16 protein-coding genes are annotated in these 20336 nt (G+C 71.5%); 7 read left to right on the plus strand and 9 right to left on the minus strand.

Annotation, left to right across the window (positions count from 1 at the left end):
• Positions 1–217 precede the first annotated feature (217 nt).
• The 7 genes from ABD841_RS25000 to ABD841_RS25030 form a co-directional block, all read right to left on the minus strand.
• Complete coding sequence (locus tag ABD841_RS25000) at positions 218–2260, minus strand: bifunctional aldolase/short-chain dehydrogenase (RefSeq protein ID WP_344976522.1); 2043 nt, start codon at positions 2258–2260, stop codon at positions 218–220.
• A gap of 51 nt (positions 2261–2311) precedes the next feature.
• On the minus strand, positions 2312–3463 hold the full coding sequence (gene rhaI, locus ABD841_RS25005) for an L-rhamnose isomerase (RefSeq protein ID WP_344976525.1): 1152 nt from the start codon (positions 3461–3463) through the stop codon (positions 2312–2314).
• 172 nt (positions 3464–3635) lie between these two features.
• A complete protein-coding gene (gene rhaS, locus ABD841_RS25010; protein ID WP_344976528.1) occupies positions 3636–4724 on the minus strand; it encodes a rhamnose ABC transporter substrate-binding protein in 1089 nt (362 codons plus the stop codon).
• 10 nt (positions 4725–4734) lie between these two features.
• A complete protein-coding gene (locus tag ABD841_RS25015) occupies positions 4735–5802 on the minus strand; it encodes an ABC transporter permease (protein WP_344976531.1) in 1068 nt (355 codons plus the stop codon).
• Positions 5792–6814 carry an ABC transporter permease gene (locus tag ABD841_RS25020; protein WP_344976534.1) on the minus strand — a complete coding sequence of 341 codons (1023 nt, stop codon included), beginning with the start codon at positions 6812–6814 and terminating at the stop codon, positions 5792–5794. Before ABD841_RS25020 ends, ABD841_RS25015 begins: the two co-directional genes overlap by 11 nt.
• On the minus strand, positions 6811–7071 hold the full coding sequence (locus ABD841_RS25025; RefSeq protein WP_344976536.1) for a hypothetical protein: 261 nt from the start codon (positions 7069–7071) through the stop codon (positions 6811–6813). The genes ABD841_RS25020 and ABD841_RS25025 overlap by 4 nt, the downstream gene beginning before the upstream one ends.
• A complete protein-coding gene (locus tag ABD841_RS25030) occupies positions 7068–8609 on the minus strand; it encodes a sugar ABC transporter ATP-binding protein (RefSeq protein ID WP_344976539.1) in 1542 nt (513 codons plus the stop codon). The genes ABD841_RS25025 and ABD841_RS25030 overlap by 4 nt, the downstream gene beginning before the upstream one ends.
• Before the next feature lie 217 nt (positions 8610–8826).
• On the opposite strand from ABD841_RS25030, the gene ABD841_RS25035 reads away from it, so the two are divergent.
• Complete coding sequence (locus tag ABD841_RS25035) at positions 8827–9837, plus strand: LacI family DNA-binding transcriptional regulator (RefSeq protein ID WP_344976542.1); 1011 nt, start codon at positions 8827–8829, stop codon at positions 9835–9837.
• A 47-nt stretch (positions 9838–9884) separates the two neighbouring features.
• Positions 9885–11303: a rhamnulokinase gene (locus tag ABD841_RS25040; RefSeq protein WP_344976545.1), complete on the plus strand. Its 1419-nt coding sequence runs from the start codon at positions 9885–9887 to the stop codon at positions 11301–11303.
• A 48-nt stretch (positions 11304–11351) separates the two neighbouring features.
• Here ABD841_RS25040 and ABD841_RS25045 read toward each other — a convergent pair whose 3' ends face one another.
• Positions 11352–11900, minus strand: coding sequence for a GNAT family N-acetyltransferase (locus ABD841_RS25045; RefSeq protein ID WP_344976548.1), 549 nt, complete (start codon positions 11898–11900; stop codon positions 11352–11354).
• A gap of 733 nt (positions 11901–12633) precedes the next feature.
• Between ABD841_RS25045 and ABD841_RS25050 the strand changes: the two genes are divergently transcribed.
• The 3 genes from ABD841_RS25050 (at position 12634) to ABD841_RS25060 (ending at position 15983) form a co-directional block, all read left to right on the plus strand.
• Positions 12634–13284 (plus strand): lysophospholipid acyltransferase family protein, encoded by a 651-nt coding sequence (locus ABD841_RS25050; protein ID WP_344976551.1) that lies wholly within the window; start codon positions 12634–12636, stop codon positions 13282–13284.
• Between the two features lie 74 nt (positions 13285–13358).
• On the plus strand, positions 13359–14993 hold the full coding sequence (locus ABD841_RS25055) for a penicillin-binding transpeptidase domain-containing protein (protein WP_344976554.1): 1635 nt from the start codon (positions 13359–13361) through the stop codon (positions 14991–14993).
• A gap of 174 nt (positions 14994–15167) precedes the next feature.
• Positions 15168–15983 (plus strand): F0F1 ATP synthase subunit A, encoded by an 816-nt coding sequence (locus ABD841_RS25060; RefSeq protein WP_344976557.1) that lies wholly within the window; start codon positions 15168–15170, stop codon positions 15981–15983.
• A gap of 29 nt (positions 15984–16012) precedes the next feature.
• Here the strand turns inward: ABD841_RS25060 and ABD841_RS25065 are convergent, their stop codons facing one another.
• Entirely contained in the window at positions 16013–16300 is a 288-nt protein-coding gene (locus tag ABD841_RS25065; RefSeq protein ID WP_344976560.1) for a DUF3040 domain-containing protein, read from the minus strand.
• Positions 16301–16721: 421 nt separating this feature from the next.
• Between ABD841_RS25065 and ABD841_RS25070 the strand changes: the two genes are divergently transcribed.
• Both ABD841_RS25070 and ABD841_RS25075 read left to right on the plus strand, forming a co-directional pair.
• Positions 16722–16853, plus strand: coding sequence for a hypothetical protein (locus ABD841_RS25070; protein WP_344976564.1), 132 nt, complete (start codon positions 16722–16724; stop codon positions 16851–16853).
• A 96-nt stretch (positions 16854–16949) separates the two neighbouring features.
• Positions 16950–20333: a S41 family peptidase gene (locus tag ABD841_RS25075; protein WP_344976566.1), complete on the plus strand. Its 3384-nt coding sequence runs from the start codon at positions 16950–16952 to the stop codon at positions 20331–20333.
• Positions 20334–20336: the final 3 nt, after the last annotated feature.

A 20336-nucleotide genomic window follows, 5' to 3' on the forward strand; every position in this document is an offset into this window, starting at 1 on the left:
AGCTCTTCCTGCCCGGCGAGCCTGCGGCCGGTGCCCGGCGCCCCGCGGTGGGGGATCCCGGGGGCGTTCCGGGCGTCGGTCCGCTCCCCCGGGTCGCAGCCGGAGTCCACGCGCGAGGTGGTGTCGCCGATCCGCAGCAGGGGGCCTTCGACGGTGGTTCCCTCGAAGGCCACGAACGCGGACGCGCCGTCGCGCTTCTGCGGCGGGCCGGCCGCGGTCAGCGCAGGAAGGCGGCGGCCACGCCGGCGTCGACCGGGATGTGCAGCCCCGTGGTCTGGGTCAGCTGGGTCAGCTGGAAGACCGCGCCGGCGATGTGCTCGGGCAGCACCTCCCGCTTCAGCAGCGTGCGCTGCGCGTAGTACTCGCCCAGCTTCTCCTCCTCGACCCCGTACACCGCCGCCCGGTTGGCTCCCCACCCGGAGGCGAAGATCCCCGAGCCGCGCACCACCCCGTCGGGGTTGATGCCGTTGACCCGGATCCCGTACTGGCCCAGTTCCGCGGCGAGCAGGCGCACCTGGTGCGCCTGGTCGGCCTTGGCGGCGCCGTAGGCGACGTTGTTCGGCCCGGCGAACACCGCGTTCTTGGAGGCGATGTAGACGATCTCCCCGCCCATGCTCTGGTCGATCATGACCCGGGCGCTCTCCCGGGAGACCAGGAAGGAGCCGCGGGCCATCACGTCGTGCTGCAGGTCCCAGTCGGCGACGGAGGTCTCCAGCAGCGAGCGCGACAGCGAGAGCCCGGCGTTGTTGACCACCAGGTCCACGCCGCCGAAGGCCAGCACCGCCGCCCTGACGGCCGCGATCACCTGGGCCTCGTCGGTGACGTCCACCGCCACCGCGACCGCGACGTCCTCGACCCGGTAGGCCTTGGCTCCGATCTCGGCGGCGACCTTCTCCGCGGCGGCGAGGTCACGGTCGGCGACCACCACGCACGCCCCTTCCGCGGCGAGCTTGCGGGCGGTGGCCGCGCCGATGCCCGAGCCGCCGCCGGTGATCAGGGCGACGCGGGTGGCCAGCGGCTTGGGCGCCGGCATCCGGCGCAGCTTGGCCTCCTCCAGCTCCCAGTACTCGATGCGGAACTTCTCGGACTCCTCGATCGGCGCGTACGTCGACAGCGCCTCGGCCCCGCGCATCACGTTGATGGCGTTGACGTAGAACTCCCCGGCCACCCGGGCGGTCTGCTTGTCCTTGCCGAAGGAGAACATGCCCACGCCGGGGACGAGCACGATCGCCGGGTCCGCGCCGCGCATCGCGGGCGACTCGGGCGTGGCGTGCCGGTTGTAGTAGGCCGCGTACTCCTCGCGGTAGGCGGCGTGCAGCTCGCCCAGCCGGGTGACGACGTCGTCGAGCGGCGCGTCGGCGGGCAGGTCCAGCACCAGCGGGGCGACCTTGGTGCGCAGGAAGTGGTCGGGGCACGAGGTGCCCAGCGCCGCGAGCCGCGGGTGCTCGGCCCGGGAGAGGAACTCCAGCACCTCGTCCGTGGCGGTGTAGTGCCCCACCTGCGGCGCGTCGGTGGAGGCCAGGCCGCGGATCACCGGGAACAGCGCGGCGGCGCGGGCCAGCCGCTCGTCCTCCGGCAGCGGCTCGTAGCCGGGCTTGACCGGCCCGAACGGGTCGGCCTTGCCGTGCTCGGCGATGTAGGCCTCGGCGGTGCGGATGATCCACAGCGAGTTGGCCTCGCACTCCTCCGAGGTGTCGCCCCAGGCGGTGATGCCGTGCCCGCCCAGGATGCACCCGATCGCCTGCGGGTTGGCCTTCTTGATCGCGGCGATGTCGAGGCCCAGCTGGAAGCCTGGGCGCCGCCACGGCACCCACACCACCCGCTCGCCGAAGATCCGCGTGGTGAGCTCCTCGCCGTCGGCGGCGGTGGCGATCGCGATGCCCGCGTCCGGGTGCAGGTGGTCCACGTGCGCGGCCTCGACGAGGCCGTGCATGGCGGTGTCGATCGACGGCGCCGCCCCGCCCTTGCCGAAGGCGCAGAAGTCGAACGCGGCGACCATCTCGTCCTCGCGCTCCACGCCCGGGTAGACGCCGGTCAGCGCGCGCAGCCGGTCCAGGCGCAGCACCGCCAGCCCGGCCTCGGTCAGCGTGCCCAGGTCCCCTCCGGAGCCCTTGACCCACATCAGCTCCACGTCGGAGCCGGTGACCGGGTCCTTGGCCGTGCCCTTGGCCGAGGCGTTTCCTCCCGCGAAGTTCGTGTTACGCGGATCGGCGCCCAGCGCGTGCGAGCGTCCCAGCAGCTTCTCAACCGGCGAAGTCATGAAATATCCCCCAACGAATCAACCGTGATCTCGGAATGCGAGGCGCAGGTCTCAGGCGCCCCAGCCGGCCTGGGTACCGCCGACCCGCTCGGCGGCGATCTTCTCGAAGTAGCCCGAACGCGCGTAGGCGGCCATCGGGTCGGGGTCCAGCCCCTGCTCGGCGCGCACCTCCGCCAGGAGGGGGCGCACATCGGTGTTGTAGGCGTCCATGAAGACCGCGTTGGCGCCGAGCACGTCACCGGCGGCCTGCGCGGCCGACAGCGCCTCCCGGTCGACCAGCAGCGCCTTGGCCGTGGCCTCCTGGATGTTCATCACCGACCGGATCTGGCCGGGGATCTTCGCCTCGATGTTGTGGCACTGGTCCAGCATGAACGCCACATCCTCGGTGTACCCGCCGCCGCGGATCACCTCGAACATGATGCGGAAGAGCTGGAACGGGTCGGCCGCCCCGGCCATCAGGTCGTCGTCGGCGTAGAAGCGGGAGTTGAAGTCGAACCCGCCGAGCTTCCCCTCACGCAGCAGGAACGCCACGATGAACTCGATGTTGGTGCCCGGCGCGTGGTGCCCGGTGTCCACCACCACCTGCGCCTTCGGGCCCAGCTTGACGCAGTGGGCGTAGGCGGTCCCCCAGTCGGGCACGTCGGTGGTGTAGAAGGCCGGCTCGAAGAGCTTGTACTCCAGCAGGAACCGCTGGTCGTCGCCCAGCCGGTCGTAGACCTCGGCCAGCGCCTCGGCCAGCCGGTCCTGCCGGGCGCGGATGTCGTCCTGACCGGGGTAGTTCGTGCCGTCGGAGAACCACAGCTTGAGCGTGTCCGAGCCGGTGGCGTCCATGATGTCGACGCACTCCAGCAGGTGGTCGGTCGCCTTGCGGCGCACCCGCGGGTCCGGGTTGGTCACGCTGCCCAGCATGTAGTCGTCGTCCTGGAAAACGTTGGAGTTGATCGCGCCGATCCGCACGCCCAGGTTCGACGCGTGCGCGGCCAGGTCGGCGTAGTCGTCGACCTTGTCCCACGGGATGTGCAGCGCCACACTCGGCGCGGCCCCCGTGAAGGCGTGCACCTGGGCGGCGTCGGCCAGCTTCTCGTACGGGTCCCGCGGCACACCCCGCTGGGCGAACACCTTGAACCTGGTGCCGCTGTTGCCGTACGCCCAGGACGGGGTCTCGATGGCCTGCGCCCTCAGGGCGGCCTTGATGTCGCTCATCGAAGCTCCGGGGCGGCCACCGGCGTCAGCCGTGGCGGCCCCTCCTCCTATTCTTCCTGATCCGGTAAGGATGCGCGTGGTCACGATGACCGGGAGCTCCCGACGTGCGGGTCGGCAGGTCCCGCCGGGTGGCGCGGCGCGCGGTTCACGCGCGCCGCGCCCGGGGCGTCCGTCAGAAGTCGAACTGGTCGATGTTGCTCTTGTCGAAGACGAAGGGCGGGCCGAGGATGATCTCGCCGTCCTTGCCGATGGTCCGCTCGCCGAGCTTGCCGGCCTTGAGCACCTCGCCCTCGGCGCCGGTGATCTGGCCCGAGGCCAGCGCGGCGGCCGCGTAGGAGGCCAGGTAGCCCAGGTCCTTGGGGTTCCACAGGGCGAACTTCTCGACCGTGCCGTCCTTGACGAACTGGCGCATCTGGTTCGGGGTGCCCAGGCCGGTCAGCACGACCTTGCCCTTGTACTTGGAGCCGGAGATGTAGCGGGCCGCGGCCGAGATGCCGACCGTGGTGGGCGAGATGATGCCCTTCAGGTCCGGGTAGGCCTGCAGCAGACCCTGGGTCTCCTGGAAGGACTTCTGGTCGTCGTCGTCACCGTAGGCGACCTTGACGAGCTTCATGTCCTTGTACTCGGGCTTGGTGAGCTCGTCCTTCATGAACTCGATCCAGGTGTTCTGGTTCGTCGCGTTCGCCGTCGCCGACAGGATCGCGATCTCACCCTTGCCGTCGATCATCTCGGACAGGAGCTTGACCTGGCTGCGGCCGATCTCCTCGGAGTTGGCCTGGTTGATGAAGAGGTCGCGGCAGTCCTTGGAGGCGTCCGAGTCATACGAGACGATCTTGACACCCTTGCTGCGGGCCTGCTGGAGCGGGCCGCACACCGCGTTGGCGTCGTTGGCCGCGATCAGGATCGCGTCGTGCCCCTGCTGGGTCAGCGTGTTGATGTACGACACCTGCGAGGAGGCCGAGGCGTCCGACGGGCCGACCTCCTTGGCCTCACCCTTGAACTCGGCCGCCGCCTCGATGCCCGCCTTGTCGACGATGGTCTCGTACGGGTTGTTGATCTGCTTGGGCAGGAAGGCGATCTTCAGGCCCTCCTTGATCGGCGCGTTCGGGTTGGCCGTGGCCGGGGCCGAGGAGGCGGGGGCGGCCGGGGCGGCCGAGCTCGCCGAGTCCTTGGTGGTGCCGCCGCCGCAGGCGACGAGTCCGAGCGAGAGCAGGCCGGCCATGACCGCGGTCGAGGCGGACCTCCGCGAAATAGTGAACATCTGTGCTTCCTCAGGATGCGGGGGGTGTGGGCGATGGAACGGGCGACGGACGGCGCCGTCGTTGCCCTATGACGGCGACGAGGCGCGGGGTGATCACGGAGATGATCAGCAGGAGTCCGGTGACGATCGACTGGATCTCAGTGGACACGTCGTTGAGCATGAGCAGGTTGCGGAGAAGGCCGATGAGCAGCACTCCGGCGATCACGCCGCCGAGGGTGCCCCGGCCGCCGTCGAAGTCGACACCGCCCAGCAGGACGGCCGCGATGACGGCCAGCTCCAGGCCCATGCCGTTGTCGGCGCGGGCGCTGCCGTAGCGGAGCGTGAAGATCACGCCCGCGAAGGCCGCGATCGTGCCGGAGAGCACGAACAGGATGAGCTTGATGCGCTTGACCCGGATGCCGGCGAACAGCGCGGCCTGCTCCTGGGCGCCGATGGCGAACAGCGAGCGGCCGAAGCCGGTGGCGTGCAGCACGATGCCGGTGATGATCGCCAGCAGGATGAACAGCGCGACCGGGTACGGGATCGGGGTGCCGGGGATGTCGTCCACGGCGAGGGAGGTGTACTGCTGCGGGAACTCGGCGATGGCCCGGTCACCGAGCACGACGTAGGCCAGGCCCCGGTAGAGCGCCAGGGTGCCGATCGTCACCGCCAGCGAGGGCAGCCCGAGCCGGGTGACCAGCAGGCCGTTGACGAGGCCGCACACCGCACCGATCACGACCACCAGCGGGATGATGGTCTCGATGGCCCAGCCGGCGTCCCACAGGGCCCCGACCAGGGCGCTCGACAGGCCGAGCACCGAGGCCACCGAGAGGTCCACCTCCGCGGCGACGACCAGCATGGTCATCGCCAGCGCGATCAGCGCGATCTCGCCGAGGTCGCCGAGGGCGAAGGACAGGTTGTCGACGCTGGCGAAGCCGGGCGACCCCGCCGAGCCGCCGATGAAGACGAGCACCAGCAGCAGGCCGACCAGCGTGTCCCAGCGGAGGAACCGGCCGAGCGAGCCGCGGTCCGCCGCCCCGGCGGGAAGCGGGACGACCGTGGCGCCCGCGGGCTTCGCGGTCTTCACGTCAGGAGCCATGTCGGGAGTTCCTCCTCCGCAGTACCCTCGCGACCCGCAGGGCGAGCAGCCGGTCGACGCTGATCGCCAGGAGCAGCAGCGCGCCGGTGATGGCCTGCTGCCAGAACGGGCTGACCTTGAGCACGACGAGCGCGCTGGTGATCGTGGTGAGCAGCAGCGCGCCGAGGGCCGCGCCGTACACGGTGCCGACACCACCGGTGATCGCCACGCCGCCGACGACGACGGCGCTGACCACCTGGAGCTCCCAGCCGTTGGCGGCGTCGGCGACGACGGTGCCGAACCGGGAGAGCCAGAGCACCCCGGCCAGGCCCGCGAGCGCGCCGCTGAAGAGATAAGCCGCCATGACCCGGCGCCGCACGGACACCCCGGCCAGCGACGCGGCCTCCGGGCTTGAGCCGATGGCGTAGAAGTCGCGGCCCGAGGCGTAGGAGCGCAGGTAGTAGCCGACGGCGAACATCACCACGACGGCGATCATCGGCAGGTACGGGATGCCGAAGACCGCGCCGTTGCCCAGCGAGAGCAGCGCCGGGGGCAGGTCGACGGCGTTGATCTGCCGGCCGTGGGCGATGTAGTGGTCGATGCCCTGGATCACGTACAGCGTGCCGAGCGTGACCACCAGGGCCGGGACCCGGCCGAAGCTGACCAGCAGGCCGTTGACCATGCCGCAGAGCGCGCCGAGCGCGACCCCCAGGACGACGGCGAAGACGATGCCCCGGCTGTGGTCCGCGGCGAGGAAGTCGCCGACGGTGAAGGCCACCAGGCCGACGACCGAGCCGACGGACAGGTCGATGTTGCGGGTGATGACCACGACGGACTGGCCGACGGCGAGCAGCACCAGGATGGAGGCGTTCAGGAAGATGTCCGTGACGCCCTGCCCGGACAGGAAGTTGCCGTTGACGCCCGCGGTGACCACGACCAGGGCCGCCAGGGCCACCACGATGCTCAGCTCTCGGGCCCGGAAGACGAGGTCCACCATGTTCCGGGGACTCCGCCCCGCGGTAACCGTGGTCATGCGGCCTCCTCCGTCGCCCGCATGACCAGGGTGCTGTGCCCATTGGTGCCCGTTCCGGACACGGGGGCCTCCACCATGGCCCGCATGACCAGGGTGCTGTGCCCATTGGTGCCCGTCCCGGACACGGGGGCCTCCACCATGGCCCGCATGACCAGGGTGCTGTGCCCATTGGTGCCCGTTCCGGACACGGGGGCCTCCACCATGATCGGCATGACCAGGGTGCTGCGCTCGCCAGGGGCCTCGTATGTGTCGATCACGAGGCCCTCCCGGTCGCTGCGGTCATCACACTCTCCTCGGTGGCCCGCTCGCGCGGGATCTCGGCGACGAGCCGTCCCTCCTGCATGACGAGCACCCGGTCGGCCATGCCCAGCACCTCGGGCAGGTCGGAGGAGATCATCAGCACGGCGAGGCCGTCGGCGGCCAGCTGGGACAGCAGGCGGTGCACCTCGGCCTTGGTGCCCACGTCGATACCCCGGGTGGGCTCGTCGATGATGAGCACGTCGGGTTCGGTGGACAGCCACTTGCCCAGCACGACCTTCTGCTGGTTGCCGCCGGAAAGCACGTTCACCGCGTCCGACAGCCGGTTGAACTTGAGCTGGAGCCGGATGGCCCAGTCGCGGGCGCGGTCCCGCTCCGCGGCTCGGGAGATCACCGGGCCGCGGCGCAGCGCCTTCAGGCCGGTGATGCCGATGTTGCGCTCGATGGAGTGGTCCATCACCAGGCCCTGCTGACGCCTGTCCTCGGGGACGAGGGCCAGGCCCGCGGACATCGCGGCGGTCGGGGACGCGGCCGGCAGCCGCTTGCCGTTGACCTCCACGGTTCCGGCGTCCCAGCGGTCCACACCGAAGATCGCCCGGGCGACCTCGCTGCGCCCGGCGCCGACCAGCCCGGCCAGCGCCACGATCTCGCCGCGCCGTACCTCGAAGGAGACGTCGGTGAACACGCCCTCACGGGTGAGGCGGGAGACCTTGAGCGCGACCTCGCCGACCTCGGTCTCCTGCTTGGGATAGAGGTTGTCGAGATCCCGGCCGACCATCCGCCGGATCAGGTCGTCGTGGGTCAGGCCCTCGACCAGCTCGCTGGCGATCCAGGTGCCGTCACGCAAGGTGGTGACCCGCTGGCAGAGCTCGAAGATCTCGTCCAGGCGGTGCGAGATGAACAGCAGCGCGCACCCCTGCTCGCGCAGCGCCTTGACCACGTTGAACAGCCGGGCCACCTCGTTGCCGGACAGCGCCGCGGTGGGCTCGTCCATGATGAGCACCCGGGCGTCCCGGGAGAGCGCCTTGGCGATCTCCACGAGCTGCTGGTCGGCGATGGACAGGCCGCGGGCCGGCTGCTCCGGGTCGAGCGCCACGCCGAGCCGCTTGAACAGCTCGGCGGCCCGGTCGTGCATGGTCCTGCGGTCGATACGGCCGAGCGCGAGCTTGGGCTGGCGGCCGATGAAGATGTTCTCCGCGACCGACAGGTCGGGGAACATCGTGGGCTCCTGGTAGATGACGGCCACGCCCGCCTGCTGGGCGTCGGCGGGGCTGTTGAACTCCACCGGCTTGCCGTCCAGCAGGACCTGCCCGGTGTCCGGGCGGTGCACCCCGGCCAGGGTCTTCACCAGAGTGGACTTCCCCGCGCCGTTCTCCCCGGCGAGGGCGTGCGCCTCTCCGGCGTACAGGCTCAGGGAGACACCCCGCAACGCCTGCACGGCGCCGAACGCCTTGCTGACCCCGGTCAGCGCCAGGACCGGAGGGGTCTCGTCGGGGGGCGGCCCGAGGGGCGTCTCCCCTTCGACCGGTGCAGTCACCGCGCCACACCCTTCCTTGATCTAAAAACGTTTTAGAGATTGAGCGGACGCTAATCCGCGAGGTCAGGCCTTGTCAATGGGGGGTGAAGCTCTCGTTTCCAACGCGTTACGACAATCCTGCAGGCAGGGGGGACCTGGGCGGATGTCATCCTTGTGTAAGGTCTTGCCCGCATCGGATAACACGTTTTAATCTGTGCCGGGTCAAGGGGGGCAGCAGTTGGGCGGCGTCAGCATCAAAGAGGTCGCTCGGGCCGCCCGGGTGTCCCCGGGCACGGTGTCCAACGTGCTCAACCGGCCGGAGCGGGTCGCCCCCGCGACCCGGGATCGCGTCACGCGCGTGATCCGCGAGCTGGGCTTCGTCCGGCACGGCTCGGCCTCGACGCTGCGCGCCGGGCACAGCCGCACCATCGGGCTCTCGCTCATGGACATCGGCAACCCGTTCTTCACCGACGTGGCCGCCGGGGCCGAGGACGTCGCCAGCGAACTCGGCTACGCGGTGATCCTCGGCAACTCGGGCGGCTCCCGGGCCAAGGAGGAGCACAACCTGCGCGTGTTCGCCGAGCACCGGGTGCGCGGCGTGCTCATCACGCCCTCGGACGGGGATCCGCGGCGGCTCGACGGGCTGCGCGAGCATGGCATCAGCGTGGTGCTCGTCGACCACCCGGCGCACCGGCCCGACCTGTGCTCGGTGACGGTCGACGACGTGGCGGGCGGCCTGCTGGCCGCCGGCCACCTGCTCGATCGCGGGGCGCGGCGGATCTGCCACGTCACCGGCCCGCTGACCATCCGGCAGTGCCGGGACCGCAGGGAGGGCGCGCGGCGGGCCCTGGCCGCCGCCGGCCTCGATCCGGAGAGCGCGCTGGAGACCGTGGAGGCGCCCGCGATGACCGCGCGGGCCGGTCAGGAGGCGGCCGAACGGCTGGTCGCCTCCGGGCGGCTGCCCGAGGCGATCTTCTGCGCCAACGACATGCTCGCCCTCGGCGTGCTGCGCGGCCTGCACCAGGCCGGGGTCGGCGTGCCGGGCGACGTGGCCCTGATCGGCTACGACGACATCGACTTCGCGGTGGCTTCGGCGGTGTCGCTCAGCTCGATCCGGCAACCCACCTACAAACTCGGGCGGATCGCCACCGAGCTGCTGCTGGACGAGTGCGGCAACCCGGGTGAGCACGCCCACCGGCAGATCATGTTCCAGCCCGAGCTGGTCGCCCGCGAGTCCACCGGCCGATGACCGGCCGGGACGGCGGCGGCCACCCGACCACGAGTGGTGAGTGACGAATGAGCGTTTACGCGGCGGTCGATCTGGGAGCGTCCAGCGGCCGGGTGATGACCGCGCGGATCGACGGCGAGCGGATCGACCTGACCGAGGTGCACCGCTTCGCCAACCGCCCGGTCCGGGTCGGCGGGACCCTGCACTGGGACATCCTCGCCCTGCACCGGGGGGTGCTCGACGGGCTGCGCGCGGCCGGGCCGGTCGACTCGATCGGCATCGACTCCTGGGCGGTCGACTACGGCCTGCTGGACGGCGCGGGACGGCTCATCGGCAACCCGGTGCACTACCGCGACGGGCGGACCGCCGGGGTCATGGAGCGGGTCGTCGCCGAGCTGGGGGCCGACACGCTCTACCAGGTCGGCGGGCTGCAGTTCCTGCCGTTCAACACCGTCTACCAGCTCCTCGCCGAACCGGGCCTCGACCGGGCCGAGACGCTGCTGATGATCCCGGACCTGCTGACCCACTGGCTGACCGGGTCCGTCGGCGCCGAGGTCACCAACGCCTCCACCACGGGCCTGTACGACGTGCGGACCGGTGACTGGGCCCGGGACCTGGCGGAGCGGCTGGGCCTGCCGGCCGGGATCCTGCCCGAGCTGCGCCGTCCCGGATCGCCCGCCGGGACGCTTCTGGCCGACGTCGCCGAGGAGACCGGGCTGCCGGGTACCACCCCGGTCACCGCGGTCGCCTCGCACGACACCGCCTCCGCGGTGGTGGCCGTGCCCGCGAGCACCGGACGGTTCGCCTACATCTCCTCCGGCACCTGGTCCCTCGTCGGGCTCGAACTCCCCAAGCCGGTCCTGACGGAGGAGAGCCGCCTGGCCAACTTCACCAACGAGGGCGGCCTCGACGGCACCATCCGCTACCTGCGCAACGTGATGGGCCTGTGGATCCTCCAGGAGTGCATGCGTACCTGGGGTGAGACCGACGTGGCCGGGTTGCTCGACGCCGCCGCCCAGGTCCCTCCGTTCGAGGCGGTGATCGACCCCGACGACCCGGCCTTCCTGCCGCCCGGTGACATGCCGGCCCGGATCGCCGCGTACTGCGAGCGCACCGGCCAGCGGCCCCCGCAGGGCCGCGCGCAGACCGTGCGGTGCGTGCTGGAGAGCCTGGCCCTGGCCTACCGGCGCACGCTGCGCGACGCGGTGCGCCTGAGCGGCCAGGACGTGGAGGTCGTGCACGTGGTGGGCGGAGGGGCCCGCAACGCGCTGCTGTGCCGGATGACCGCCGAGGCGACCGGCCTGCCGGTGGTCGCCGGGCCGGTGGAGGCCGCCGCCCTCGGCAACGCCCTGGTCCAGGCCCGCGCGCAGGGCGTGGTCTCCGACATCCGCGCCCTGGTGCGGCAGAGCGAGCACCTGGTCACCTATATGCCCGAAGGCGGCCAGGAGCCGTGGGCCCGGGCGGAGGAGCGGCTGCCCGTCCGCTGACGGTCACAGACCGGCGAGGCCGGGCAGCGCAGCGGGCGGGCCCGGCGCTCATCCTCCCGCGGTGGAGCGCCTGACGCGGTAGAGCACGTGCCTCCGGAGCGGGCTGCCCTCGGCGACCTGCGGGTGGTCGAAGTCGTCGGCCGGGTCCCTGGTCATGCCCAGGCGCTCCATCACCGCCCGGGAACGCAGGTTCCCCACCGCCGTCATGGAGATGATCTCCTCCTGCCCCGCGGGGCCGAAGCCGTACTCGAGGGCGGCGCGGGCGGCCTCGGTCGCGTAGCCGTGACCCCAGGCGGAGCGTGGCAGGCGCCAGCCGACCTCCAGCGCCGGGGTGAAGCGCGCCTCGAAGGTCTTCCACGCGAGACCGGTGAAGCCGGCGAACTCCCCCGTCGCCCGCACCTCCAGTGCCCACCGTCCGTAACCGTACCGCTCGAACTCCGATTCGAGCTGGTCCACCAGCGCGTCGGACTCGGCGCGGGTGAGCGGCGCGGGGAAGTACTCCATGACCTCGGGGTCGGCGTTCATCGCCGCGAAGGGCTCCCGATCGGCCTCCCGCCATCTGCGCATGACGAGCCGGTCGGTCAGTATGGGTTCCACGAGGTCCTCTCTCCGCTGTGTCAGCTCAGGTGACGTCCGCCCGTCGCGGCCGCGCCCCGAGAGCATAGTCCCGCCCCCCGGGCTCCGGTCCCCGCGCGGCGGACGAGGCACCCGGCCCCGAGGGGTGCCCGGCCCGGCGGCGGGACACCCCACGGCGCCGGCGTGACGGTTCCCGGACGGGACACCCCACGGCGCCGGCGTGCCGGTTCCCACCGGGGAACCCGGGCCCCGGGAGGGAGGGCGGGATGTGACGTCCGCCGCGGCGTCCCCGCCTGCCCGGGCGTTTCGGAGGCCGTCCGGCCGGGCGTTTCGGAGACCGCCCGGCCCCGCCTGACACGCCGGGGACAGGAGAAGCGGAATAAGCATGCGTGGACGTCCGTTAGAGTGAGCGTGCCGATGTGGTTTGTGTCCCCCGGGCCGCAAATTACCGCCTTCACGGAATACCGTTCGGCTGGAGCCGTGTTGTGCCTCTCGCCGAGGAGGCGACCGCCACATCGGCACCACAACGTCATGACGCCCCGCGAGCGCCCCGGCCTCGCGGGGCGTCTGCTTTTCCCGCCTCCCCCCGGGGGCTTCCACCGGCCTGCCCGGACAGCACAGCGCGCCACGCCCGGAAGACCCTGATTTTTGGAGGAGGGCTACAAAGCCACAGATCGCGCTTGTGCGGGTGCCCACAACCGTGAGCCCTCGGGCCACCACCTAATGTGGTGATCCCGTCTCATGAGGAGAGCCTGTGCTCTATCGCCTGGCCAAGATCGTCAGCGCTCCAGTCCTGCACCTGCTCTGGCCGACCACGGTCACCGGGCACGAGCACGTCCCGACGACGGGCCCGGCCATCATGGCCTCCAACCACCTGTCGGTGCTCGACTCGACCTTCCTGCCGCTGGTGCTCAGCCGCCAGGTCCGTTTCGTCGCCAAGGCCGAGTACTTCACCGGCAACCCCGTCATCGCGATGTGGATGCGGGCCACCGGCCAGATCGCGATCGACCGGCAGAGCCCCACTGCCGCCCAGGACATGCTCGACACCGCCGCCCAGGTGCTGCGCGACGGCGGGCTGTTCGGCATCTACCCCGAGGGCACCCGCTCCCCCGACGGCCGCCTCTACCGAGGGAAGGTCGGCGTCGCCTGGCTGGCCCTGGCCACCGGCGCGCCGGTGCTGCCGGTGGGGATGATCGGCACCGGCAAGGTGCTGCCGCCCGGTGTCTCGGTGCCCCGCCTGGGCCGGGTGGAGGTCCGCATCGGCAAGCCGATGACCTTCACCGGTTCCGAGGCCAGCGCGCGCGACCGGCGCCGGGTGACGGACGAGATCATGACGGCGATCCGGGAACTGTCCGGGCAGGAGTACGTGGGCAGCTACGCGCCCAGCCGCGTCCAGGACAAGTGAGCCCTTATCCGGATATGTCGCTCCAGTCACGCTAGGCTGCGGCCTTTGGGGCACGGAGAGCTGGGGGTGGTCTGGTGCCGCGGGGCAGAACGATCGCGATCGGGACGGTGGCCGTCGTGCTGGTGGCGGGGGCCGCCGGCGGCGGGGCCTGGTGGTACCTGCACACCAGGGGCACCCCGCAGGAGACGGCCGAGCGGTTCGTCCGGGCGTGGCAGCGCGACGACCTGACCGCCATGCGCGCCGAACTCGGCGCCCCCGACCCGGCGTTCGCCACGGCGTACGAGGCCATGCGCAAGGCTCTGGCGGTCGAGGACACCAGCGTGCGGCTCGACCGGGTGCGCGAGACCGGGGACGGCACCGGGCAGGCTTCCTACACCGCCACGCTGAAGCTCAAGAACATCGGCGAGTGGAGCTACTCCGGCACCATCGACCTGTCGGTCGTCGACCGGCACTGGCGGGTCAGGTGGTCGCCCGCCGCCGTCCATCCCGACCTGACCGGCACCACGTCGTTCGCGCTGAAGACCAGCTGGCCGCAGCGGGCCGCGATCACCGCGGCGGACGGCGAGCGCATCGACGGCGGCGACGTGGGCGGCTCGGTGCAGCAGATCGCCGGCTATGTGGGCAAGGCGACGAAGAAGGAGGCCAAAGAGCTCGGCCCGTCCTACGAGGCCGGTGACCCGATCGGCAAGAGCGGGCTCCAGGCCACCTTCCAGGAGCGCCTGGCCGGCACGCCCACCACCGAGATCCAGCTGGTCGGCCCCGACAAGAAGAAGGTCGTCAAGACCCTCGGCAAGATCGAGGGCAAGGAGGGCGAGGAGGTGCGGACCACCCTGGACCTGAAGGTCCAGCAGGCCGGCGTCTCGGCGATCCGCGACCTGAAGAAGGCCGCCGCGCTGGTGGCGATCCGGCCCTCGACGGGCGAGATCCTCGCGGTGGTCAACAACCGGGGCGGTTTCGACCGGGCGCTGAACGGCAACTATCCGCCGGGCTCGACTCTCAAGGCGGTCACCGCCGTGGGACTGCTCGCCGAGGGCATGACCCCCGGCGAGCGGGTCACCTGCCCCAAGAACGTCACGGTCGGCGGCCTGCCGATCCGCAACTCCGAGCACGCCGCCTACGGGGCGGTGTCGTTCTCCGACTCCTTCGCCTACTCCTGCAACACCACCTTCGCCCCGCTGGCCCAGCAGCGGCTGGGGGCCGGCAAACTGCTGCGCACCGCGGAGCTGTTCGGCTTCAACCAGCCGCTCGACATCGGCGTCCCGGCCGCCAAGGGCAGTTTCCCCCGGGCCCAGAGCGACGCGGAGCTGGCCGCGGAGTCGTTCGGCCAGGGCCGGATCACCGCCAGCCCCCTGGTGGTGGCCTCGGCCGCCGCCGCCCTGGCCGACGGCACCTGGCGCCCGCCCACGCTGGTCACCTCGATCAAGCAGAAGGCCGAACCTCAGCCGCTCCCCGAGGGCGTCACGTCGAAGATGCACCAGATGATGTCCGCGGTGGTCACCAAGGGCACGGCCAAGGGCGCGGGCCTGCCGGCGGGCACCCGGGGCAAGACAGGCACCGCCGAGTTCGGCCCGCAGGACGACCTGAAGACCCACGCCTGGTTCATGGGTTTCCGCGGCGATGTGGCCTTCGCGGTGATCGTCGAGGAGGGTTCCGGCGGTGGCGCGGTCGCCGCCCCGGTGGCCGCCGACTTCCTCCGCGCCCTCGGCTGACGGCGAGGGCGCGGCGAACTCCCCGGGGAAGGCCCGGCCCCGGCCGGAGAGGCGCGCGTCCGCAGGACGAGGACCGTACGGGGGCCTGAGCCTGTTTTACCCGGGAGGTATTCGCCCCGGTGGAGAGGCATGTGAAATCATTCACAAACTATCCCCCTGACGCCGGGACCGCCGATGACGATCCTGATCACCTCTCCCTTTCCCCCCGCGATCGCCTCCTCCCCCTCCCCCGAGTTCGAGGCTCCCGGACTCGAGCTGTTCGACTTCCCCCCGCTGTGGGCGGACGCCCCGTACTGGCTGACCAAACCGGTCGTGATGGCCCTCCTGGCCGCCGCGCTGGTCTGCGGCGTGTGCTGGGCGGCCTTCGCCAGCCCGAAGCTGGTCCCCCGCGGCCTGCAGAATGTGGTCGAGCTGGGCTACGTGTTCGTCCGCGACCAGGTGGCCCGCCCGTTCCTGGGCCGGGACGCCGATCGGTGGATGGGCCTGCTGCTGAGCGTCTTCCTCCTGGTCTGGGTCTGGAACCTGATGGGGGTGATCCCCCTGGTCCAGCTCCCCGTCTCCGCCTACCTGGCCTTCCCCGCGGTGCTCGCGGTGACGGCCTACGTGCTGAAGATCTACGTCGGCATCCGGCGGCACGGCCTCCTCGGCTACCTGCGCGGCCTGATCACCCCCGGGCTGCCCCGGGCCTCGTACGTGCTGGTCGTGCCGCTCGAGCTCGTCTACAACTTCGTGACGTCGCTGTTCGCCCACATGCTGCGGCTGGCCGCGAACATGTTCGCCGGGCACCTGATCCTGGCGTTCTTCAGCATGGTCGGCTACTGGTTCCTGATCGAGCACCCCACGCCCCTGGGCGTGCCGGTCGGCGTCGCCGGGGTCGTGATGACGATCGGGATGACGGCACTGGAGATGTTCATCCAGTTCCTGCAGGCGTTCCTGTTCACGCTGCTGACCGCCATGTTCATCGGGACGGCGATCGACCCCGGCCACTGATCCCCGGAGCCGGCGCCCGGCTCCGGGGATCAGAGCGAGAACGCGACCGCCGCCTCGTGGCGCAGGACCAGGATGAAGAGCGTGGCGATCAGCGTCGCGATCAGCAGCCAGCTGAACACGATGATGACCGTGGAGCGGCGGAGGTGCCCGAAGGACCTGCCCCGATCCTTCCTGACCTCGCGCCTGCGGCGGCCGTTCTCCTTGCGCTGGACGCGCTCGTTGAACGACTCCAGCCGCGCGGCGAGTCGCGGATCCTCGTCGATGAGGTGGCGCTCGATCTGGAGCAGCATCCGCTCCTCGTCTTGCGACCAGGCCATGCAACACCTCCCCGGAACGCAAGCCGTGTGCCGACGTTCTGCCCAATCGTGAAGATCATTATCCGTTCCGAGGGCTCCGATTTACTTCTTCTTTTCATCGCCGCAATCGACATCCGCGATCATGCGCTTTCCCCGCCGACGGAAGGGCTGCGCCGTGCCGGGCGCTGGGTTTCGGCCTTTCGAGACGATCTCGACATTCCCGGCTCTTCACCTTCGTCACACCCGCCACGACGGCTTACGGCCGGCGGCATGCCCCGGCTCCGGCCCCGCCCCGCCGGGCAGGGCCGGACCGCGCCCGGCGGTGCCCTCCGGCCGCCCCGCGGGCCCGCGGGCGAAACGTGGGTGACTAATGCTCTTAAGGGTATTAATCGGCTCAATATGCCTATTTTGGGGCATCATCTACAAGACACCGGGGGAAACCATGGCGGACGCCAAGAAGGCTGCGAAGGCCTCGGGCAAGCAGAAGAAGGCCGCGATCAAGGCGACGCGCTCGGCCAAGCAGGCGAAGAAGCAGGCTAAACAGTCCGATGCCAGGGTGGCGGAGGGTGAGTAGGGCGCCCGCCGCGGACGGGATCACCCGGCTGCCGCGGGCGTGACATCATGACGGGCGGCCGGAGCGAACCCGGCCGCCCGATCATGGAGTGAGACGATGCCCGCCTACCTGCGATTCCCGACGATCTTCGGTGACGACGTCGTCTTCGCCGCCGAGGACGACCTGTGGACGGTTCCCGCCACCGGCGGACGGGCCTTCCGGCTGACCGCCGGGGTGGCCGAGGCGGGCTACCCGCGTTTCTCCCCCCGCGGCGACCTGCTCGCCTTCGTCGGCGGCGAGGAGGGCCCGGAGGAGGTCTACGTGATGCCCGCCGACGGCGGCGCGGCCCGGCGGGTCACCTACCACGGGGCCCGCTCCAGCGTCACCGGCTGGGATCCCGCCGGCGCCGTCGTCTACGCCAGCGACGAGGGGCAGCCCTTCACCGGGCAGAAGTGGCTGCACCGGGTGGAGCCGGACGGCGTGCCCGAGCGCCTGCCGTACGGCCCGGCCAACTCTATCTCGTACGGCCCCCGCATCGTGCTGGGCCGCAACACCGCCGACCCCGCGCGGTGGAAGCGCTACCGGGGCGGCACCGTGGGCGACCTGTGGATCCAGGACGACGACGGCGAGCGGTTCCAGCGGCTCATCTCCCTGCCCGGCAACCTGGCCTCGCCCTGCTGGGCCGGGGACCGGGTCTACTTCATCTCCGACCACGAGGGCATCGGCAACGTCTACTCCTGCACCGCCGACGGCGGCGGCCTGCGCAGGCACTCCGACCACGCCGACTTCTACGCCCGCAACCTGTCCGGCGACGGCCGCAGGCTGGTCTACCACGCCGGCGCCGACCTGTATCTGGTGGAGGACGGCGAGTCGCACCGGATCGACGTGCGGCTGCGCAGTTCCCGCACCCAGCGCAACCGCCGCTTCGCCCCGGCCGAGGACTTCCTGGACAGCGCCACGCTCAGCCCCGACGGCAGCGGGCTGGCCGTCACCACCCACGGCAAGGCGTTCTCCTTCGCCGCCTGGGAGGGGCCCGTACGCCAGCACGGAGCCCCGTACGGCGTGCGGTACCGGCTGCTGACCTGGCTCAACGACGGAGCGCGGCTCGTCGCGGCGGCCAGCGACGACGGTGACCGCGAGGTGCTGGTGGTGCTCACCGCCGACGGGAGCGCCGAGCCGGTCCGCCTCGATCACGTCGACACCGGGCGCGTCACCGCGTTGGAGGTCTCCCCCACGGCCGACCGGATCGCGGTGGCCAACCACCGCAACGAGCTGATCCTGGTCGACCTGGGCACGGACGGCCCGGCGGGCGGGGGCGGCACCCCGGCCGGCGACGGATCGTCAGGGGACGACGGTTCCCCGGCGGCCGGCGACCCGGCGGGCGAGGGCACCGCCGGGGATGAGGGGACGACCGCCGACGCGGTCGCGGGTGACGACGCGACGGGGAACGACGGGGGCGACGCCGCCGCGGTGGGGGACGGCGGGCCGGAGGACGGGGCCGCCGCGCGGGGCACGGTGGTCGACGCCAGCCGGTTCGGCGGGATCGAGGACCTCGCCTGGTCCCCCGACGGCCGCTGGCTCGCCTACGCCTGTCCCGACACCGCGCAGACGACGGCGATCAAGCTGTGCCGGGTGGAGACCGGCGAGACCTTCCCGGCCACCCGGCCGGTGCTGTGGGACGCCCGCCCCGCGTTCGACCCCGCCGGCGACTACCTGTACTTCATCGGCCGGCGCGTGTTCAACCCCGTCTACGACGAGCTCCAGTTCGACCTGGGCTTCCCCCTCGGCTCCCGGCCCTACGCGATCGCGCTCCGCGCCGACGTCGGCTCTCCCTTCGTCCCCGAGCCCAGGCCGCTCGGGGACGACGAGGACGACGACGGCGACGGGGAGGGGGACGGCGGGGACGGCGGCGAACGCGAGGTGGTCATCGACCTCGACGGCATCCAGGACCGGATCGTCGTCTTCCCCGTCCCCGAGGGCCGTTACGACGGCATCGCCGGGATCAAGGGCAAGGCCGTCTACCTGTCCTTCCCCGTCGAGGGCGGCATGGGCGACGACTACGCCGAGTCCTCCGACGGCACGCTGCACGTCTACGACTTCGCCAAGCAGAAGCAGGAGACCCTGGTCGGCGACGTCTCGGAGTTCCGGCTCGGCCGTGACGGGACGACGCTGCTCTACCGGGCGGACCGGCGGCTGCGGGTGGTCAAAGCGGGCGAGGCGCCCGAGGACGACGATTCTCCGGGCCGCGCGAGCGGGTGGGTGGACCTGTCCCGGGTGAAGGTGTCGATCCGGCCCGAGGCCGAGTGGCGGCAGATGTTCCGGGAGGCCTGGCGGCTGCAGCGGGAGCACTTCTGGACCGAGGACATGGCCGGGATCGACTGGGAGGGCGTCTACCGGCGCTACCTGCCGCTGGTGGACCGGGTGACCACCCGCGGGGAGTTCTCCGACCTGCTGTGGGAGCTCCTCGGCGAGCTCGGCACCTCCCACGCGTACGAGAGCGGCGGCGCCTACCGGCCCCGGCCCGACTACCGGCAGGGCAAGCTCGGCGTCGACTGGGAGTACGGGAACGGCGTCTACCGGATCGCGCGGATCGTCGGCGGCGACCGGTGGGACCCCGAGGCGACCTCGCCGCTCAACCGTCTCGGGCTGGACGTGCGGCCCGGCGACGCGGTGCTGGCCGTCAACGGGCAGCCGGTCGGGCGGGACGCGAGCCCGGACGAGTGGCTGGTCAACCAGGCCGACCAGGAGGTCGAGCTCACGATCATGCGGGGTGACGCCAAGCGGACCGTCACCGTCCGGGCCATCGGCGACGAGCAGCCGGGCCGCTACCGCGACTGGGTGGAGGCCAACCGGGCCCGCTGCCACGAGCGCAGCGGCGGCCGGGTCGGCTACCTGCACATCCCCGACATGGGCCCGGAGGGCTACGCCGAGTTCCACCGGGGCTTCCTGACCGAGTACGACCGCGAGGCCCTCGTGGTCGACGTCCGCTTCAACGGCGGCGGCCACGTCTCGGCACTGCTGCTCCAGAAGCTCTCCCGGCGCCGCCTGGGCTACGACTTCCCCCGGTGGGGCGTGCCCGAGCCCTACCCCGACGAGTCGCCGCGCGGCCCCATGGTGGCGATCACCAACGAGTGGGCGGGTTCCGACGGTGACATCTTCAGCCACACCTTCAAGCTTCTCGGCCTGGGCCCGCTGATCGGCAAGCGCACCTGGGGCGGCGTGATCGGCATCTGGCCCCGGCACCGGCTGGCGGACGGCACGGTCACCACGCAGCCGGAGTTCTCCTTCGCCTTCGACGACGTGGGCTGGCGGGTGGAGAACTACGGCACCGACCCCGACATCGAGGTCGACATCACCCCGCAGGACTACGCCAAGGGCGTGGACACGCAGTTGGAGAGGGCGATCGAGATCGCCCTGGGGCGGCTGGCCACGCACCCGCCCCACACGCCCAACCCGGCCGCCCGCCCCCGGCTCACGGTGCCGCGCCTGCCACCCCGCTGACGT

The sequence above is a fragment of the Streptosporangium fragile genome, assembly GCF_039534445.1.
Classification (GTDB): domain Bacteria; phylum Actinomycetota; class Actinomycetes; order Streptosporangiales; family Streptosporangiaceae; genus Streptosporangium; species Streptosporangium fragile.

Bases quoted from the DNA above. Each gene is read 5' to 3' on its own strand.
- ABD841_RS25000 (WP_344976522.1), bottom strand. From the start codon at position 2,260: ATGACTTCGCCGGTTGAGAAGCTGCTGGGACGCTCGCACGCGCTGGGC.
- rhaI (WP_344976525.1), bottom strand. From the start codon at position 3,463: ATGAGCGACATCAAGGCCGCCCTGAGGGCGCAGGCCATCGAGACCCCG.
- rhaS (WP_344976528.1), bottom strand. From the start codon at position 4,724: ATGTTCACTATTTCGCGGAGGTCCGCCTCGACCGCGGTCATGGCCGGC.
- ABD841_RS25015 (WP_344976531.1), bottom strand. From the start codon at position 5,802: ATGGCTCCTGACGTGAAGACCGCGAAGCCCGCGGGCGCCACGGTCGTC.
- ABD841_RS25020 (WP_344976534.1), bottom strand. From the start codon at position 6,814: ATGACCACGGTTACCGCGGGGCGGAGTCCCCGGAACATGGTGGACCTC.
- ABD841_RS25040 (WP_344976545.1), top strand. From the start codon at position 9,885: ATGAGCGTTTACGCGGCGGTCGATCTGGGAGCGTCCAGCGGCCGGGTG.
- ABD841_RS25060 (WP_344976557.1), top strand. From the start codon at position 15,168: ATGACGATCCTGATCACCTCTCCCTTTCCCCCCGCGATCGCCTCCTCC.
- ABD841_RS25065 (WP_344976560.1), bottom strand. From the start codon at position 16,300: ATGGCCTGGTCGCAAGACGAGGAGCGGATGCTGCTCCAGATCGAGCGC.
- ABD841_RS25070 (WP_344976564.1), top strand. From the start codon at position 16,722: ATGGCGGACGCCAAGAAGGCTGCGAAGGCCTCGGGCAAGCAGAAGAAG.
- ABD841_RS25075 (WP_344976566.1), top strand. From the start codon at position 16,950: ATGCCCGCCTACCTGCGATTCCCGACGATCTTCGGTGACGACGTCGTC.